This is a genomic window from Acinetobacter sp. SH20PTE14 (assembly GCF_021391555.1).
GTDB classification, from domain to species: Bacteria; Pseudomonadota; Gammaproteobacteria; order Pseudomonadales; family Moraxellaceae; genus Acinetobacter; species Acinetobacter amyesii.
In genome coordinates this window covers 3,234,090-3,252,797 of the sequence record NZ_CP090067.1, presented here as the reverse complement: position 1 = coordinate 3,252,797, position 18,708 = coordinate 3,234,090, and the positions used below count along the sequence as shown (strand labels likewise).

The following is an 18,708-nucleotide window of genomic DNA, read 5'->3' as shown; positions in this document are numbered from 1 at the left end:
ATCAATTTAGAATTCCTCTCTTATAAATCTTATTTAATGACGCTATCTTTTTGTATTGATGAAGCTATTTTATCAATGGTAGTACGAACACGTATTGGTAAGAAATTTGATCTTTTCCATACAATTTGAATAGGATAGTTAGTACTTGAATAGTTAGTAAGTAGGTGTATTAATTGACCACTTTGTATATATTCTTGAATCAACCAGGAAGGTAACCAACCAATTCCTCCATGCATTAGTACATAATCTAATATGCTTTTTATGTCATCCATTTGAACTTTATTTTTTGGCAAATATTTCATAGTTTTATGATGAGAACTTTGAAATATCCACTTTTCAAGCTGCCCATTTTTCAAATATCCAATAGTCTGATGGTTATCTAAATCTTTGATGCTCTCAGGAACCTGGTATCTTTTTAAATATTCAGGTGTGGCACAGAGCCACATTGTATGCTCAGAAATCTTTTTAACCATTAATTGACTATTATCTTCTAAATTACCAATTCTTATCACTAGGTCATAATTATCTTCAATTAAATCAATATAACGATCATTAAAAGAAAGAACCATATTCAAATTTTGATGTTCATCTGCTAAGTCTCTTAATATCGGAACTATGAACTTTTGTCCAAATAATACAGGCATAGAGATACGTATCATTCCCTGAATATTTTGATTATTACTTTCAAATAATGTCTCAGCTATTAATAATTCTTGTACAGCCCGCTGGCTATGTTCATAGAAAATACTACCTTCTTCTGTGAGAGCTAAATGACGTGTATCTCTGTTAAAAAGTACTACTCCGAGCTGTACCTCAAGCTTTGAAATCATCTTACTGACAGCGGAACGAGTCAGATGTAATTTTTCTGATGCTTTAGTAAAACTTCCTTGTTCAACAACACTAATAAATGCCATCAAACTTTTCAGATCATTAACACGCATATTAGTTCCAATTGGGAATCAATGAGTTGATTTATTATCACTTTTGTATCCAATTTATCAATGATAATCTAATTAAAATTCATATTAGGAACCTTACTATGAACAGAATTTTAGTTATCAAATCTAGTTTTATGCAGGAAAAATCTCTAAGTAATCAGCTCATTAATAAATATTTATATAGACGTAAGCAAAGTGGTTATGTTGACCAAATAATTGAACATGATCTAGGAGCTATGAACTTACCAGTATTAAACTTAGAGATATTTAATGCCTTACGTGGAGAGGCGAATGAAAAACCTGAGGTAAAAGCAGCAGTAGCTCTCTCTGATCAATTTATTCAAGAGCTGAAAGATTGTGATCTATTATTGATTGCAGCACCAATGTATAACTTAAATGTACCAACCCAATTAAAAAACTGGTTCGACTTAATTGCACGAGCACGAGTAACTTTTCAATATACAGAAACCGCACCCGTAGGATTAATTAAAGGTGTTAAATCAATTATCTTTAGTTCACGTGGTGGTTTTCATCAAGATCTTCCAACAGATGCTGTTACAGCATATTTAATAGCAGTATTAGGATTAATTGGTATTGATAAGGTAGATTTTATATATGCTGAAGGCACTGATATTAAACCATTAGGGAAATCTAAAGCACTTGAATTAGCTTCACAGCAAATTGCTTTACAAACGAACGTAGGATTGTAAGTATATTCTTCCTTATGGCAATGAAATTATAATTTTCTATTGTTCTAAGGTTCCTATTTAACATAATGGCGGTTATGCGAAATTCAGCGTTTCAGGCTCCCCAAAACCAAGTTTATTTCTTGCATGAATGTATCCTATGGGATACATTTTGTTTATGTACTCAATATATACCACTGAAGTCTTTGATGACTGGTTCACCAAGTTAAAAGACCAACAGGCAAAAAGACGCATACAAGTCCGAATTGATCGGGTTGAAGATGGAAACTTTGGAGATACTGAACCAGTTGGTGAAGGTGTCTCTGAATTACGTTTCTTCTTTGGACCAGGCTATAGGATTTACTACTGCAAACAAGGGAAAAGGGTTGTTATTCTTTTAGCAGGCGGAGATAAGTCTACGCAAAGTAAAGATATAAAACTTGCCCTGCAATTGGCACAAGATTTAGAGGAGGAGCTATAAATGGCTATTAAACTTCGCAAATGGGACAGTGCTGAGCATCTTAAAACAGAAGAAGATATGCAGGCTTACTTACAAGCATGTATCGAAGAATCTAATGGTGATGCCGCATTCATTGCTAAAGCTTTAGGTAACATTGCTAAAGCTAAAGGAATGGCTCAATTATCACGAGATACAGGTCTAGGCCGAGAAAGTCTTTACAAAGCACTTTCTGGTGATGTGAACCCTAGTTTTGATACGGTGATTAAAGTTGTAAAAGCACTAAATTTGCGCTTAGTAATTTAAAAAAGTTATTAAAAAATGGAGCTTTAGGCTCCATTTTTTAATTTCTTATAACGTGTATTATGTTAATTTTAGATAATCTTTATGATTCAAAAAAATTTTCAGGCAACTCAGCTTCAGGAACAACGTTTAATTCAACTAAGGCTAAAGAGTTTTCTTGTACTTTTTTCTTCATTTCATTAGATTCATCTGACCAATCCTCATCGAAAACTAGAATAGTGCCTTCATTTAGATCGTTATTAACATCGACAATTTTGTAAAGGTGAGGCATTAATTTTTCATCTACTTTAATGGGTACATAGCAAATAGAAGTAGTTTCTAACCGATGTGGAAAAACATTGATATCTCCAAAGAAGTAGCTATTTAGATAAATGTATTCAAATTTTAATACCTTTAAAAATGCTTTAAAAAGTTCAATAATTTGTTCTGTTTCTAAAACTTTTTTAAACGTCACCATTAAACCAAAACTATCAAAATTAAAGCTAGCATATGATTTTTTTTCTTCTAAACCATTCCATAATAAGTAGCTTTCTAGATCATCATTTTTTTTCAGATTAAATAGATAGTTTTTGGCAATATCTGAAGGAAATGGATAATCCAAAGGTGCTTTAAAACTAGATTCACTAGCCTTATTCACATACCAATTAGAAAAAATAGGATCAATTTCAGCAATATCTTTAATGAAAATCTCTAAATCTTTTAATTGAGCATTAATTTCATTTTCGGATGACCCAAGTTTTTTGAAAATACGTGTACTTAGGAAAAATTCTTTCATTCTTAAATCCTATTTTTATAGAGGCATAAATATTGTTGAAACGATTACAGACGATTTAAAAAACTTATATGTAAACTTAAGAGACTACGACTTTTTTAACAGCCAAGCTGAATGGATCAATTACTATATCAACCATTTAGCCCCAATCTATCAAAAGCAAAGCCTACAAGATTCCTTGATGAGTCAGAGTTTCGATATTTTCTTTCAAAGCAAAGATGAATACGTGTTTGGCCATATTCCCAATACTCAAACTACAGCTTTAGAGTTTAGTGAAATTTCATCTAAATTTAATCCTATTTAACATAATAGAGCTTATACGAAACTCTCTTCATCACACTTCTTACATTCCAACATCACCCCTAACTTTTCATTCCGTCCTTGCTCCGTCAAAACCCAAGGGCGGTTTTGCCATGGAGGATCATGTCGGACATGCTGTGTATGGCCACAAGCTAAAATGGCATACCAATGATTTTCATCATCCAAGGCAAAATCAACAATGGCTTGCTGCATATCGGACACCTATCTAAATTAAAATGATGCTGAAAAAGAGACGAGAGTTCATGTTGAGCAATCACAACGGCTTGAATATCGAATTGCAAAATAGACTGTGAAATTTGGTTTATTTCTGCCGCACGCTTAGGCCGCGACAATTCTATTTTTCCCGCCATGTTTGGCTTTATACAGCGCTAGATCAGCACGTTTAATTGTATCTTCGTAGGTACAATCTTCAGGCATGATGGTCGTCACTCCTATGCTCACGGTGACATGCGCGTTATCTATTGAAAACCGACTTAATTCTTTTCTGGAATGTTCATGAATCCGTTTGGCAAACTGAATGGCCTGATCGCAGCCCGTGTTGGGCAAGGCGACCACAAACTCATCTCCACCTAAGCGGCAGGCGCAATCGGTCTTGCGCAGCGTTAAACGAAGAATATCTGCGACTGCTCGGATTGCTTCATCACCAACATGATGACCTTTGCTGTCGTTGATTTTTTTGAGGTTATCAAGATCTAACATCAAGATCGAGGTCTGTATGGAATGCCGTAGGTATGACTCATAATGTAATGCTAAGTCATGCTCTAATTTTCTTCGGTTGAAAAGACCGGTTAACTGATCTGTATGGCTGAGTTCCTTCAGCTTGATTTCCAAGTTGTGACGCGCTGAAATATTACTTGCGACCCAAAGTACAACGTCTTCTTCATCTACCGAAAAACTGAGGGATTGGATGCGCACCTCAAACCAAATGGGCTCTTCAGGACCATAGTCGGGCAGACCTTTTACATCCCTATTGCTCAGTTCATACTCTTCGATGAGTAGATTTCCTGACGCTAGAGCTTGATCGATCAGTTGCATAAAAAAGTTGGCTTTATCTGTCTTGATCACATCTGAAATATAGGTACCCACAAGACCGGAACCATCGTGGTAATAGCGATTATCGCGCCCACCAAAAACCACAACGTATTTTCCACTACGCGATATGACAAATGCAGGGTCTGGTAAAGCATCAAGAATGATAGCCATCTGCTCAATGTTGATCATCAATGAATTCTATTTTTTATTTACAATAATTAACAAAATAGCTAAAAAATAAAAAATCACGTATTTTTTAACCAAAAATAGGGCTAAGTTTATTTGGAAGTAATTAGACAGGTAGCAATGCTTTGGTATTTATTTACACAGACCTATCACGTAATGTTATTAAAGCTTATTTCCATTATTGAGATAAGGTGGATGATAGAAATGTTTTGAAATATTGCATGCATCACACGAATCCATACATACACATGCAAAATCAGAATAAACAAAAGAAAAATCTCGGCTATACTCGTTCATAAATTGATAATGAACAGAGCACTGAATAATGCGTGTACTTGTTGTGATGGATCCCATCGAAAATGTAAACCTAAAAAAAGATACCTCAATGGCGATGTTATGGGCAGCAGCACGTCGTGGACATGAGCTAGGCTATGCATTACAGCAAGATTTATATATTGATCACGGCAAAGCCTTTGGTTTGATTTCACCGCTAAAAGTTTTTGAAGACTACAACCACTATTTTGAACTCGGCGAAAAACAAAAAGAATCAATTGCTGCTTATGACGTGGTTTTGATGCGTAAAGATCCGCCGTTTGATATGAACTTTGTCTACACCACCTATATTTTGGAACAGGCTGAACGCGAAGGCGCATGGATTATTAACAAGCCACAAAGCCTACGTGACTGCAATGAAAAATTGTTTGCGACGCAATTCCCTGAACTTCAAGTACCGACCTTGGTGACTTCACAGCAAAGTCTGATTCGTGAATTTTTACAAGAACATGGTGATGTGATTGTGAAGCCATTAGACGGCATGGGCGGTATGGGCATTTTCCGTTTATACCAAGATGGCGTTAATATTGGTTCAACCATTGAAATCCTGACCAATAACGGCACACAGCCGATTATGGCGCAGCGTTATATCCCAGAAATTGTGGATGGCGATAAGCGCATTTTGATGATCAATGGCGAACCCGTGCCGTATTGTTTGGCGCGTATTCCGCAAAATGGTGAAGTGCGTGGCAATTTGGCGGCAGGTGGTTTGGGCGAGGCGCGTCCATTGACCGAAAATGATAAAGCCATTGCAGCCAAAGTCGGGCCATTCCTTCGTGAAAAAGGTTTAGTCTTTGTTGGTTTGGATGTGATTGGTAATTACGTGACTGAAATCAATGTCACCAGTCCAACTTGCGTACGTGAAATTGATGCACAATTTGGCACCTCGATTGCCGATGATTTATTTGATGTCCTTGAGGCAGGTTTAAAAGCTTAATTTTGCACTAGATTTAAAAGAGTCCTCCACGGGCTCTTTTTTTGTCCTGCCCTCAGGGGAGGGAAGCTTAAAAAGCAAAAAACTGTAAGTGAATGCAATTAAAGTGAAAAATTGTCTGATTTTTTTTCAATTCTCATAGATTAATAATAAAACTAGTTTAAACTTTTAAAATAGTAGAAAAAAACAATCATACGCCTGTTGAAAAAAAGTAAATTACCTTTCACGGTCATGCGTTTGTGATTACAATTGTTTGCTTAAAATCGAATATCATTAGCCTCTTTTTAGAAATGAAGAATTAGACAGTGACCGAAGTAACGCAAGTAAAGCCGAAACATGTCATGATGATGGCTGCCGGAACCGGTGGTCACGTCTTTCCAGCGCTCGCTGTTGCCAAAGAGTTGCAACAACAAGGCTGTGAAGTTTCTTGGCTTGCAACGCCAACAGGCATGGAAAATCGCCTGCTTAAAAATCATAATATTCCAATTTATCAAATCGATATCCAGGGCGTACGCGGCAATGGAGTCGTGCGTAAGCTGATGGCACCGTTTAAAATTCTCAAAGCTACTTTGAGTGCCATGCGTTATATGAAACAACTCAAAGTCGATGCTGTTGCAGGCTTTGGGGGTTACGTGGCTGGGCCAGGTGGCTTGGCAGCTCGTGCATTGGGCATACCAGTCATTATCCATGAACAAAATGCTGTAGCAGGTTTTACCAATACGCAGTTGTCACGTGTGGCTAAAATTGTCTGTCAGGCATTTCCAAATACCTTTCCTGTACAAGATAAAATCGTGACCACAGGTAATCCTGTACGTAAAGAAATTACAGAAATTTTAAATCCGTCATGGCGTTACCAAGAGCGTGAAAAAGCTGGGTTGCCATTACGGGTTTTAATTGTAGGGGGCTCACTGGGGGCACGTGCCTTAAATGAATGTGTGCCGGCTGCTTTGCAACAATTAGAACAGCCCCTGAGTGTATATCATCAGTGTGGTCAAAATAATGCTGAAAGCACATTGGCTCGTTATGCAAACGCACCTGAACATATACAAGTTGAAGTTCAGCCGTTTATTGAAGATATGGCAGCAGCCTATTCTGCAGCGGATTTGATTATCTGCCGTGCTGGTGCACTAACCGTCACTGAAATTGCGACAGCGGGTGTAGCAGCCGTCTTTGTTCCTCTGCCAAGTGCAGTGGATGACCATCAAACTGCAAATGCAGGGTTCTTGGCCAATATCAATGCTGCAAAAATTTGCCCACAAGCGGACATGACCGCAGAAAGTTTAACAGCGTTGTTGAAGCCGCTGATGAACCGTCAACTACTTATGGAAATGGCGGTTAAGGCTCGACAACAGGCACAACCCGATGCGACACAGCACGTGGTTGGTTTAATTCAAGATTTGTAAAATTCGAGTAATCTATGTCTCCATCAACGCCTGCCGATCAAGCGAAAAAGCTCATTAAAGTGCCAGAAATGCGCCGTATTAAACATATCCATTTTATTGGGATTGGTGGTGCGGGCATGTGCGGTATTGCCGAAGTATTGAAAAACCAAGGCTATAAAGTTTCAGGTTCAGATATTAAAGCGTCGAAAACCACGGCTCAGCTTGAAGAAAATGGCATTCAAGTTTTCATTGGTCATGCTGCTGAAAATATTCAAGGCGCCAATGTAATCGTGGTATCAACAGCTATTGATTCTGAAAACCCAGAAGTGAAAGCGGCGATTGAAACCCGTACACCTGTCGTGCGTCGTGCAGAAATGTTGGGTGAATTAATGCGTTACCGTCATGGTATTGCCGTTGCGGGGACGCATGGTAAAACCACGACTACCAGTCTTGTGACCTGCATGTTGGCAGAAGAAAATCTGGACCCAACTTATGTCATTGGTGGTTTGTTAAATCGTACTGGTGTGAATGCTGCATTGGGTGCAAGCCGTTATATCGTGGCTGAAGCGGATGAATCGGATGCATCTTTCCTGCATTTACAGCCGATGGCAACGATTGTCACCAATATCGATGCTGACCATATGGATACCTATGGCGGTAGTTTCGATGTATTGAAAGATACCTTCGTACAATTCTTACAGCGCCTTCCATTTTACGGTTTAGCTGTGATGTGTGGTGATGATGCCAACATCCGTGAAATTATGCCGCGTATTGGTCGTCCTGTCGTGACTTATGGTTTCAATGAAGACAATGACATTCGTGCTGTTGATGTGGCTCAAGAAGGCATGCAATCACACTTTACCGTTTTGCGTAAAGACCGTGAGCCGTTACGTTTAACCATTAACTTGCCAGGTCTTCATAACATCTTAAACGCCTTGGCAGCGATTGGTATTGCAACGGATGAAGGCGTTTCTGATGCTGCGATTGCGCGTGCCTTAGAAAGCTTCAGTGGTGTAGGTCGTCGTTTCCAAGTACAAGGCGAATTTGAAGTTGAAGATGGCTTGGTGAAATTGGTCGATGACTATGGTCACCATCCAAAAGAAGTGGAAGCGACCATTAAAGCGGCACGTGCAAGTCATCCAGATCGTCGTTTAGTGATGATGTTCCAACCGCACCGTTTTAGCCGTACGCGTGACTGTTTTGATGACTTCGTCGATGTCTTGTCACAAGTTGATCAACTGTTGTTATTAGAAGTTTATCCTGCGGGTGAAAAACCAATTGTGGGTGCAGATAGTCGTGCATTGGCTCGAAGCATTCGTCTACGTGGTGAAGTTGAACCGATTCTCATCGATCCAGTAGAAGGCAACTTACAAGCAGTGATGAAAAAAGTGTTACAAGCAAATGACTTGTTATTAACACAGGGCGCAGGTAATGTTGGAGCAATCTCAATCGAACTTGCTCAAAACAATCTCTATGTAAAATGATCACCGCTTGGTGATCCAAAGTTTGTTTAGACCGTAGATAAAAGTTTAAGGATATAAACGTGTCAAATGCTTCAAAATTCGGCAAAGTTGCCGTGTTATTAGGTGGGAAATCTGCCGAACGTGAGGTTTCTCTCGATAGTGGTAAAGCTGTACTTGAAGCATTGGTGCGTTCGGGTGTAAATGCCGAAGCATTCGATCCGCAGCAACGCAGTGTGACTGAGTTGGTGGCTTATGACCGTGCATTTATCGTACTTCATGGCCGTGGTGGTGAAGATGGTCAAATTCAAGGTACTTTGGAATGGTTAAACATTCCGTACACTGGAACGGGCGTTCAAGGCTCGGCGATTGGTATGGATAAAGTCAAAACTAAACAAGTTTGGCAAGGTTCAGAACTACCGACAGCACCATATCGTATTGTCAGTAAAGATTCAGATTTACAAGAAATTGTAGATTCAATTGGTTTGCCATTTATCATCAAGCCCGTGCATGAAGGTTCGAGCATTGGTATGAGCAAAGTTGAAAAAATTGAAGACTTTGCAACCGCAATTGCAAAAGCGACCCAGCATGATGCGGTCGTGATGGCTGAAAAATGGATTACCGGACGTGAATTTACCATTGTGATTTTAAATGGTCAGGCTTTACCGGTGATTCGTTTAGAACCGCCTGCAGATGTGGCTTTTTACGATTACGAAGCGAAATATAACCGTAACGATGTGCAATATGGTATTCCATGCGGCTTAACTGAAGATGAAGAAAAGCGTCTACAAGCTTTATCTTTACGCGCTTTCCAAGCGGTAGGTGCGAGTGGTTGGGGGCGTATTGACGCGATGCAGGATGCAGAAGGAAACTTCTGGTTACTTGAGGTAAATACTGTTCCGGGTATGACTAGTCATTCTCTAGTGCCAAAAGCTGCCAATGCTGTAGGCTATAGTTTTGATGATCTTTGTGTCGCGATTTTGGAACAAACCCTGACAGGTGCGGCACACTAAATTATGGCTCAACTTCCTGCGTCTATGCGCCGTAAACGTGCAGCAACGACATCGATACATGACAAACCACCGACACGTAAGGAAAAACTTACCAATGTGGGTGGATGGCTGTTGTTGTTTATTGCATGTGTGGTTTTGATTGCCGGAATTTGGGGGCTATATAAAGTCATGACGGATGCACGTGTGGCTGAACTTGATGTGGTGGGTGTGCGGAGCGCCCAAGAAAAACAACAAGTCATATCATACGTTTCACCGATGATGACTGAAAACTATTTTACCTCTGATTTACGTGTCATTCGTGACCGTACTTTAGAAATCTCTTGGGTCGATCGCGTGGTGGTATCGCGTGCTTGGCCAAATGCAATTCGTGTACGGGTGATGCCGCGTCAAGCGATTGCACGTTGGGGAACTGGGCGACTGTTAAGCGATAGTGGTGATGTATTTGCCGAATTAACCCCGACCAATCATCAGAATTTGCCGTTATTGCATGGGCCGACGAGTCAGTCCAAAATGATGATGCGTCGCTATAATGAAATTAATCAACTATTTATACCTGTTGGCATTCGTTTAAAAGAATTATATTTAACCGAACGAATGACTTGGTTTATGCAGTTTGATTCAGGCTTACGCGTGATTGTCGATCAAGATCAGACCATGAGTAAGTTGCAGCGTTTAAGTTATCTCGCACACAGTGACTTAAAACCTGTTTGGCCACGAATTTCTGCCATCGATTTGCGCTACCGAAATGGTTTAGCGATTCAATGGAAAAACTCTGTGCCAGCAAAGTCGGTAAATGGTCAGTTTGTTGTAACCAGTGATGACATAGGCATTGCGAATGCAGCGCCTGTAAAGCCATAATGATCGGCTTTATAAGTAGAGGCTTTGAGCCATAAATTAAACAAACATGTGAATGGTAGTAGTAAATAATGAATGAAGCTGTTCCCTCGGTTGTTGCGATTGACATTGGGACACACAAAGTTTCAGTTTTGATTGGTAAGGTACACGCGCCAGACAATATCCAAGTGGTAGGGATGGCGACCGCTCGTAACCGCGGCATGAATAAAGGGAAAATTGTCAGTCTCGATAAAGTTGTTACCGCAATTAAAAATGCAGTGCAGGAAGCGGAAGATATGGCGGAATGTCGCGTACATTCTGCGTGGATTTCCATTCCAAGTGCTGAACTAAAAAGTTTTTATGCCTCTGGTCGCACTCCAATTGAAAATAATGACCATGCGATTACCACCAATGAAGTGGTGCGTGCTTTAGAACTGGCCAAAGCCAGTCATTTAACGTCTGACCATTATTTGGTGAGTGCTGTACCTTTAGGTTTTGAACTAGATGATGAACCTGAATGGGTGTTAAACCCGATTCGCATGTCAGCACGGAGTATGATAGGACATTATCATTTGATGATGTTGCCCATCAGCACCATGCAGAATTTGGATCGTGCATTAAAAGGTGCCAATATTGGTGTTGAACGCATGGTCATTTCATCATTAGCAACTGCTGAAGCCAGTTTGCTTAAAGATGAAAAAGAATATGGTGTGTGCTTGGTTGATATTGGTGCTGGTACGACCAACATTGCGGTGTATTTAGATGGTCGCTTGGCGATGACACACACCTTGCAACGTGGCGGTGAGCATGTAACACGTGATATTGCTGCTGTATTGCAAACCACAACAGAAGAAGCTGAACGCATTAAGCTGTTGTATGGTTGTGTTGATCTGAAAGTGGTTAAACCTGAAAGTATGATTCAGTTCCAAGGTATTGATGGTCCACAAACCATTAGCCGTATTGAACTGACCGAAATCATTATTGCGCGCTATGAAGAAATCTTTAATCAAGTGCGTAATGAGTTGGTCGATCATGGTGCGATTCATGGGTTATACCATGGTGTTGTACTCACAGGTGATGCCTGCCAAATTGAAGGGATGGTGACATTTGCGCGTCGGATGTTAGGTGTTTCTGCACATTTAGGTAATCCACCAATGCAAGTGTATGCTGATGATCAACAGCAAGCCGCTTTACGTCGTTCACAATACGCGACTGCCGCAGGTCTGTTAATTTTCAGTCAAAGTGAAACACAAGATACGATCGTTGAGCCAGAAGATACGGAAAAACTTTCAGTATTGAATCGGGTAAAACGTGCATGGTCGGGCTTCAATGACACCTTGAAGTCGATCTTTTAAGTTGAAATATTTGGGAATATTGTTGGGAAGTTGTACGGATTATTGCTTGTACTTGACAAGCTGGAACTTGGACAGCATTCTAAAAAACAATTTTTATTAAGATCAAGGCAGTATACGGGCTGAAGTGTCTGCCAATTATGGATTAGGAATTTTTTAGGCATGGCCTCATTTGAATTTTTAGAAGATGATCAAAGCGACAGCAACGGTCAAGCCCGTTTCACAGTATTCGGTGTAGGTGGTGCTGGCGGCAACGCTGTGCAACATATGTTGGAATCAGATATCGAAGGTGTAAAATTTGTTTGTGCCAATACAGACAAACAAGCACTCGACCGCATGAATGCACAATTTAAAATCCAACTCGGCGAGCAAAGTACGCGTGGTTTGGGTGCAGGTGCAAATCCACAAGTGGGTCAAACTGCTGCTGAAGAAAGCCGTGAGTTGATTCGCCAACACCTTGAAGGTACGGACATGGTGTTCGTGACTGCAGGTATGGGTGGTGGTACAGGTACCGGTGCTGCGCCAGTTGTTGCTGAAATTGCCAAAGAAATGGGTATCTTAACTGTAGGTGTGGTGACGACTCCGTTTAACTTTGAAGGTAAACGTCGTCAGCAATCTGCTGAGAAAGGTATTGAAGCACTTGAGCAACATGTTGATTCTCTGATTATTATTCCGAACCAACGTCTACTTAAAGTATTCCGCGATATTTCAATGAAAGATGCTTATAAAAAGGCAGACGATGTATTGTTAAATGCGGTACGTAGTATCTTTGATCTTGTCGTGCGTCCGGGTCATATCAACCTTGACTTCGCCGATTTGAAAACTGCCATGAGTACACGTGGTTATGCAATGATGGGTGCAGGTTCTGGTCGTGGTGAAAACCGTGCGCGTCAAGCTGCTGAACAAGCGATCCGTAGCCCATTATTAGATAACGTGACCATCATGAATGCAAAAGGCATTTTGATTAACGTTACAGGTGGCGATGACGTAACCTTCGGTGAAATTGAAGAAATCACTGATGTGGTGAACCAAATTGTGGATCTTGATGAAGGTCAAGTGTTCTACGGTACGGTATTTGATCCAGATGCACGTGATGAAATTAGCGTAACGGTGATCGCAACGGGTTTAACTCGTAATTCTGCCGATTCTGCTGAGCCAGTGAAACGCCCTATCGCACAAGCAACGCGTACAGTCGCTTCTGCACAAGTACCTGTAGATGAAGATGATGTGCCAGCGATTCAACGTCAGCACAATGAAGCAGCAGCTCCAGCTGCGGCAGCGGCGTCAGCATCCAATTCACGCCCTACGCCAATGAGTATTCAAGACTATTTGAAAAATCAGCAACGTAAATAACATAAATTCAATGACTTAAGTGTCTGTTGATTACAAAAGGTAGCTGATCAGCTACCTTTTTGTTTTTTATCAATGGCTAAATATGCTAACGTATAGCGGTTTTGTGAACTGATGATAGAAGACACATGTTGAAACAACGTACCCTGAAACGCATCGTGAAAGCGAGTGGCATCGGACTGCATAGTGGGCAAAAAGTGATGATTAACTTTGTGCCACATCATGCCGATGGGGGGATTGTGTTTCGTCGTATCGACTTAAATCCACCGATTGATATTCCAGCCGATGCTATGCTGATTCAAGAAGCATTCATGTGTTCTAACTTGGTGCAAGAAAATGCCAAGGTGGGTACAATTGAGCACATTATGAGTGCGATTGCTGGTTTAGGGATTGATAACCTGATCGTGGAAGTGTCGGCGTCTGAAGTGCCCATTATGGATGGGAGTGCCGGCCCGTTCATTTATTTGCTTATGCAAGGTGAACTACAAGAACAAAATGCACCTAAAAAATTCATAAAAATACGCAAACCTGTCGAAGCACTGATCGATGATAAACGTGCTGCCTTCCAACCCCATGACGGTTTCCAATTAAATTTTACGATTGATTTTGACCATCCTGCATTTAAGAAAGAATTTCAGTCGGCAACAATCGACTTTTCAACCGAAACATTTGTCTATGAAGTTAGTGAAGCGCGGACTTTTGGCTTTATGAAAGATTTGGACTACCTCAAAGCTAATAATTTGGCTTTAGGGGCGAGTCTCGAAAATGCCATTGGTGTAGATGACAATGGTGTGGTCAATGAAGAGGGCTTACGCTTCTCGGATGAGTTTGTTCGTCACAAAATATTAGATGCTGTGGGTGATTTATACTTGCTCGGTCATCAAATTATTGCGAAATATGATGCCTATAAGTCAGGTCATGCATTAAATAATCAGTTATTACGCAATGTCAAAAGTGATCCAGACAGCTATGAAATTGTAACATTTGATGACATTAAAGATTGCCCAATTAGTTATGTGAATGTGACATAAGTCATTGTCTTATAATAGTGATGTTATATTGTATCATTTGTAAGTGTTAAGTCTGTCACATTCTGAATATTCAAATTTATCTGTTACAACTCGGTGGTTACTTTTTATTGCTTGCCAAACGCAGCATTGCTTGGCTAAGCTTAGGGTCGCTCACAAAGTCAGCAGCATTACGGAGTAAATCCTGAGTTTCTGTACTGAGGGTTCTTGAAATTTTTTCAGGGGAATGGGGCGTTGGAGACGGAGTTCTCAGACGAACTTGAATCTTGTGTAAATCCTTGAATTCGTATATTTGTGATAACTGTGCAATATATTGCTTTTGTAAATAGGCCAACTGACTTATCAGTGCCTGATTTTCACCAGTTAATATAAGTACACCGTTTATATAACAAACGACTTGCCATTGATCCGGTTGGGGTAATAGCGGTTGGACAATTTTCGTAAGCTTCTGCCATGCAGCAACTTGCGTTGAGAGAAACGAAAAGTTTCCTGTTTTTATGTGTTTTCTTGTTGGTTGAAAGACGTTGACAGGTTCTGACATACATATTTCCTACATGTTTATGTCTTAATCTTATGCGCTCCTTTTGGCTGATATCAAGGACGAAATCACACAAGGAACAAAAGAGAACAGTTTATAGAGGTTTTTTATGCATTTACGACGTATTTTATTGGCGTTTTCATTGGCTGCTTCGGCCGCTTCAGTCGCTTATGCAGATTTAGTTGAATTAAATCAAGCAGATTCATCATCAGATCGTATTGAACAGTTAACTCGCACTTTGTCTCAAGGTGCTTACTCTGAAAGCAATGATATTGATATTCCAGCAGAAACAAAGTTGAATGTTCAAATTCGTGAAAAATCAATTGAACTCAATAATGCGACAATCGCAAAAAAATACGGTTCAAGCAATTCCTCTAAAAACTATTCAGCAAGTTCAAATAATCCATATTCATGGTTAATTGCCCACCCACTTCCAGACATGAAGCGTGTAAGTTCAAACTATGGTGGCCGTACCATGGGTGGCCGTGCGGAGAATCATTCAGGTTTAGATCTTTCTGCGGCTAGTGGCACACCTATTTATGCAACGGGTCCAGGCATTGTAACAAAGTCAGGTTGGGGCACAGGTTATGGTCAATATGTTGAAATTAACCATGGTAATGGTTACCTGACACGTTATGCACATGCATCACGCTTAATTGCACGTGTAGGCGACCGTGTTGCTGCGGGTGAGCATATTGCTAACGTTGGTTGTACTGGTCGTTGTACTGGCCCACATTTACATTACGAAGTAGTGAAAGATGGTCAACGTAAAAACCCATCAACGTATTTAGCGATGTTACCATAAGCACATATAACATCTATATACGAAGCCATTGTCTGAACCTCTACAGACAATGGCTTTTTTATTTATCGCTAATAACTATAAAATTATCATTCTAAAAAATATTGTCTGTATGAAAAATGGCGAAAATTGACCCAAAAATGTAAATTTGTGTAATTGTTAATCAATAAGTATTTAGTAAATAAATAACAGAGCTATTTCGTATTCATCTGTGGCGATAACTCAGCCTAGCCAAAATATGGTACTAATAGAGCCATATATTTAGCACATAGGATAGGTGAAGTATGGCGTTTTATGGCGATACAGATGCGCAAGAAACCCAAGAATGGCAGGACGCATTTGATTCAGTTTTACAGCACATGGGAACTGACCGCGCTGCATTTTTGCTTGAAAAACTCTATCAACAAGCGATTGCTAAGCACGTTCCCATTCAGCGACTAAATACTCCTTACTTAAATACCATTTCAGTTGAAGAACAACCGCCTATGCCGGGTGATTCGGATATGGAGCGCCGTATTCGTGCGTTGATCCGCTGGAATGCCTTAGCAATGGTACTGCGTGCCAATAAAACCGGTGACGATTTAGGTGGTCACTTGGCAAGTTTTGCATCATCTGCAACTTTATATGACGTGGGTTTTAACCACTTCTTCCGTGCCAATAGCGACAGCTTTGGCGGTGACATGATCTATTATCAAGGTCACTGTGCGCCGGGTATCTATGCACGTTCGTTCTTAGAAGGTCGTTTGACTGAAGAGCACTTAAATAATTTCCGTCGTGAAGTTGGCGGTAAAGGTTTGCCGTCATACCCACATCCATATTTGATGCCAGATTATTGGCAGTTCCCAACTGTATCGATGGGTCTAGGTCCAATCATGTCGATCTATCAAGCACACATCCAAAAGTACTTGATGAATCGTGGCCTGATCAAAGAAGAAAACCGTAAAGTTTGGGCTTACCTCGGTGATGGTGAAATGGATGAGCCTGAAAGTACAGGTGCCATTTCACTTGCAGGTCGTGAAAAGCTCGACAACCTGATTTGGGTCGTGAACTGTAACTTACAGCGTCTAGATGGCCCAGTTCGTGGTAATGGTAAAATTATTCAAGAACTTGAATCATTGTTCCGTGGTGCAGGCTGGCGCGTGATTAAGGTGGTATGGGGTCGTCATTGGGATCCGTTACTGGCAAAAGATGATTCAGGTGCCTTAAAAGCGGTGATGGAAGAAGCGGTTGATGGTGACTTCCAACGCTATCAAGTGAAAGGCGGTGCGTATACGCGTGCACATTTCTTTGGTAAGTATCCTGAAGCTGAAGAGTTGGTGCGCAACTTAAGCGATGAAGATATTGATAACCTGAACCGTGGTGGCCATGACCCATTCAAAGTGTATGCGGCTTATGCCGAAGCGATGAAGGAAACAGGTCAGCCAACAGTTATCTTGGCAAAAACAGTCAAAGGTTATGGTTTGTCGGAAGAGATTGAAGCAGTCAACAAGACGCATCAAATCAAGAAAATGCAGCTTGAGTCGTTGAAATACGTGCGTAACCGTTTCAACCTGCCATTTACCGATGAACAGCTTGAAGAAGTGCCATTCTATCGTCCGAGTGAAAACTCGCCTGAATTGAAATACATGAAGGCGCGTCGTGAGGCATTGGGTGGTTATTTACCTGCACGTCGTAAAGAAAGTGAACAGCTGGCGATTCCTGAATTGTCTGTGTTTGATGCGGTACTCAAAGGCAGTGGTGGTAAAGAGCAATCGACGACCATGTTGATGGTGCGTTTGATTTCATCATTATTGAAAGAAAAAGCCATTAAAGATCGTGTCGTACCAATCGTGCCAGATGAAGCGCGTACTTTCGGTTTGGAAGGTATGTTCCGTCAGTTGGGGATCTATGCTGCGCATGGTCAAAAATATACCCCTGAAGACCAAGAACAGTTGATGCATTACCGTGAAGCCAAAGATGGTCACATGTTACAAGAAGGGATTAACGAAGCGGGTGCGATGAGTGCTTGGGCTGCGTTAGGAACCAGTTATTCAACCAATAACTTGCCAATGATTCCGATGTATATGTACTACTCGATGTTCGGTTTCCAGCGTATTGGCGATATTGCATGGGCTGCAGGTGATGCACAGGCGCAAGGTTTCTTGCTCGGTGCAACTGCGGGTCGTACAACACTGAACGGTGAAGGTTTACAGCACCAAGATGGTCATTCACATATCTTGGCAAATACGATTCCAAACTGTATTTCTTATGACCCATGTTTTGGTTATGAGTTGGCAGTAATCGTACATGATGGTTTAAAACGCATGTACGTGAACCAAGAGCGTGTGTTCTACTACTTAACAGTAATGAATGAAAACTACGAACACCCTGCTATTCCTGAAGGTGCTGAAGAAGGCATTAAACGTGGTATGTATCTCTTCGAAGAAGATGAGAAAGCAACGGTTCAATTGATGGGTTCAGGTGTGATTCTGCGTGAAGTGATTAAAGCAGCGAAAATCCTTCGTGATGAATATCAAATTCATTCAAATGTGTGGAGCGTCACTAGCTTTAACGAATTAGCTCGTGATGGTATGGCCTGTGAAGAATACAACCGCCTACATCCATTGGCTGAAGATACGAAAGAAGCTTGGATCTCTCAATTACTTCGTGAAAAAGACGGTATTGTGGTATCGGCAACCGATCACATGCGTGCTTATAGCGAACAAATCCGTGCTTATCTTCCAGACAATCGTCCGTTCGTTGCATTAGGTACAGATGGTTATGGTCGTTCAGATACACGTGGCAACTTACGTAGCTACTTTGGTGTCGATGCCGCACATATTGTGGTAGCAACATTGAAAAAACTCGCGGATGAAGGCGAAGTTGATGCGCGTTTAGTCAAAGATGCTATCTCAAGCTTTGAACTAGATACTGACCGTCCAGTGGCATGGGCTCCGCAGGAAACGCCGGAACTGCATGCTGTGGCTGACTACAAAGAGGAGAACTAA

At 40.8% G+C, this 18,708-nt stretch carries 18 protein-coding genes and 1 pseudogene; 14 read left to right on the top strand and 5 right to left on the bottom strand.

Annotated features, from left to right (window positions below; translation table 11 throughout):
- Positions 1-29: 29 nt before the first annotated feature.
- The gene (locus LXF01_RS15840) at positions 30-941 is read right to left on the bottom strand and encodes a LysR family transcriptional regulator (RefSeq protein ID WP_180161303.1); all 912 of its coding nucleotides are present in this window, start codon (positions 939-941) and stop codon (positions 30-32) included.
- Positions 942-1,039: 98 nt separating this feature from the next.
- On the opposite strand from LXF01_RS15840, the gene LXF01_RS15835 reads away from it, so the two are divergent.
- The 3 genes from LXF01_RS15835 (at position 1,040) to LXF01_RS15825 (ending at position 2,387) form a co-directional block, all read left to right on the top strand.
- Positions 1,040-1,648: an FMN-dependent NADH-azoreductase gene (locus LXF01_RS15835; protein ID WP_078194113.1), complete on the top strand. Its 609-nt coding sequence runs from the start codon at positions 1,040-1,042 to the stop codon at positions 1,646-1,648.
- Positions 1,649-1,802: 154 nt separating this feature from the next.
- A complete protein-coding gene (locus LXF01_RS15830) occupies positions 1,803-2,105 on the top strand; it encodes a type II toxin-antitoxin system RelE/ParE family toxin (RefSeq protein ID WP_233944700.1) in 303 nt (100 codons plus the stop codon).
- Positions 2,106-2,387 (top strand): addiction module antidote protein, encoded by a 282-nt coding sequence (locus tag LXF01_RS15825; RefSeq protein WP_233944699.1) that lies wholly within the window; start codon positions 2,106-2,108, stop codon positions 2,385-2,387. It abuts the gene before it with no gap.
- A 79-nt stretch (positions 2,388-2,466) separates the two neighbouring features.
- Here LXF01_RS15825 and LXF01_RS15820 read toward each other — a convergent pair whose 3' ends face one another.
- Positions 2,467-3,159, bottom strand: coding sequence for a hypothetical protein (locus LXF01_RS15820; protein WP_233944698.1), 693 nt, complete (start codon positions 3,157-3,159; stop codon positions 2,467-2,469).
- Positions 3,160-3,193: 34 nt separating this feature from the next.
- Between LXF01_RS15820 and LXF01_RS17580 the strand changes: the two are divergent.
- Positions 3,194-3,460, top strand: a pseudogene (locus tag LXF01_RS17580) (hypothetical protein); the annotation flags it as partial.
- An 11-nt stretch (positions 3,461-3,471) separates the two neighbouring features.
- Here LXF01_RS17580 and LXF01_RS15815 read toward each other — a convergent pair.
- Together LXF01_RS15815 and LXF01_RS15810 are read right to left on the bottom strand one after the other, a co-directional pair.
- Positions 3,472-3,669: a DUF3565 domain-containing protein gene (locus LXF01_RS15815; protein WP_180101671.1), complete on the bottom strand. Its 198-nt coding sequence runs from the start codon at positions 3,667-3,669 to the stop codon at positions 3,472-3,474.
- Positions 3,670-3,795: 126 nt separating this feature from the next.
- Complete coding sequence (locus tag LXF01_RS15810; RefSeq protein ID WP_233944697.1) at positions 3,796-4,698, bottom strand: GGDEF domain-containing protein; 903 nt, start codon at positions 4,696-4,698, stop codon at positions 3,796-3,798.
- Between the two features lie 322 nt (positions 4,699-5,020).
- Between LXF01_RS15810 and gshB the strand changes: the two genes are divergently transcribed.
- The 8 genes from gshB to lpxC all read left to right on the top strand — a co-directional run bounded on the left by gshB (position 5,021) and on the right by lpxC (position 14,384).
- Positions 5,021-5,965, top strand: coding sequence for a glutathione synthase (gene gshB / locus LXF01_RS15805; protein WP_180131198.1), 945 nt, complete (start codon positions 5,021-5,023; stop codon positions 5,963-5,965).
- 302 nt (positions 5,966-6,267) lie between these two features.
- Positions 6,268-7,365: an undecaprenyldiphospho-muramoylpentapeptide beta-N-acetylglucosaminyltransferase gene (gene murG / locus LXF01_RS15800; RefSeq protein ID WP_233944696.1), complete on the top strand. Its 1,098-nt coding sequence runs from the start codon at positions 6,268-6,270 to the stop codon at positions 7,363-7,365.
- A 14-nt stretch (positions 7,366-7,379) separates the two neighbouring features.
- A complete protein-coding gene (murC, locus tag LXF01_RS15795) occupies positions 7,380-8,828 on the top strand; it encodes a UDP-N-acetylmuramate--L-alanine ligase (protein ID WP_078190576.1) in 1,449 nt (482 codons plus the stop codon).
- Between the two features lie 59 nt (positions 8,829-8,887).
- A complete protein-coding gene (locus LXF01_RS15790; protein WP_078193219.1) occupies positions 8,888-9,817 on the top strand; it encodes a D-alanine--D-alanine ligase in 930 nt (309 codons plus the stop codon).
- Between the two features lie 3 nt (positions 9,818-9,820).
- On the top strand, positions 9,821-10,675 hold the full coding sequence (locus tag LXF01_RS15785) for a cell division protein FtsQ/DivIB (RefSeq protein WP_078193218.1): 855 nt from the start codon (positions 9,821-9,823) through the stop codon (positions 10,673-10,675).
- Positions 10,676-10,743: 68 nt separating this feature from the next.
- The gene (gene ftsA / locus LXF01_RS15780) at positions 10,744-12,006 is read left to right on the top strand and encodes a cell division protein FtsA (RefSeq protein WP_180084436.1); all 1,263 of its coding nucleotides are present in this window, start codon (positions 10,744-10,746) and stop codon (positions 12,004-12,006) included.
- Between the two features lie 159 nt (positions 12,007-12,165).
- On the top strand, positions 12,166-13,356 hold the full coding sequence (gene ftsZ, locus LXF01_RS15775; RefSeq protein ID WP_180116148.1) for a cell division protein FtsZ: 1,191 nt from the start codon (positions 12,166-12,168) through the stop codon (positions 13,354-13,356).
- A 125-nt stretch (positions 13,357-13,481) separates the two neighbouring features.
- Complete coding sequence (gene lpxC / locus LXF01_RS15770; protein ID WP_078193215.1) at positions 13,482-14,384, top strand: UDP-3-O-acyl-N-acetylglucosamine deacetylase; 903 nt, start codon at positions 13,482-13,484, stop codon at positions 14,382-14,384.
- A gap of 97 nt (positions 14,385-14,481) precedes the next feature.
- On the opposite strand, the gene LXF01_RS15765 is transcribed toward lpxC, so the two are convergent.
- Positions 14,482-14,922 carry a DciA family protein gene (locus LXF01_RS15765; RefSeq protein WP_111884464.1) on the bottom strand — a complete coding sequence of 147 codons (441 nt, stop codon included), beginning with the start codon at positions 14,920-14,922 and terminating at the stop codon, positions 14,482-14,484.
- Positions 14,923-15,028: 106 nt separating this feature from the next.
- On the opposite strand from LXF01_RS15765, the gene LXF01_RS15760 reads away from it, so the two are divergent.
- Both LXF01_RS15760 and aceE read left to right on the top strand, forming a co-directional pair.
- Complete coding sequence (locus LXF01_RS15760; protein WP_233944695.1) at positions 15,029-15,724, top strand: M23 family metallopeptidase; 696 nt, start codon at positions 15,029-15,031, stop codon at positions 15,722-15,724.
- Positions 15,725-16,005: 281 nt separating this feature from the next.
- Positions 16,006-18,708 (top strand): pyruvate dehydrogenase (acetyl-transferring), homodimeric type, encoded by a 2,703-nt coding sequence (gene aceE / locus LXF01_RS15755; RefSeq protein WP_078193212.1) that lies wholly within the window; start codon positions 16,006-16,008, stop codon positions 18,706-18,708.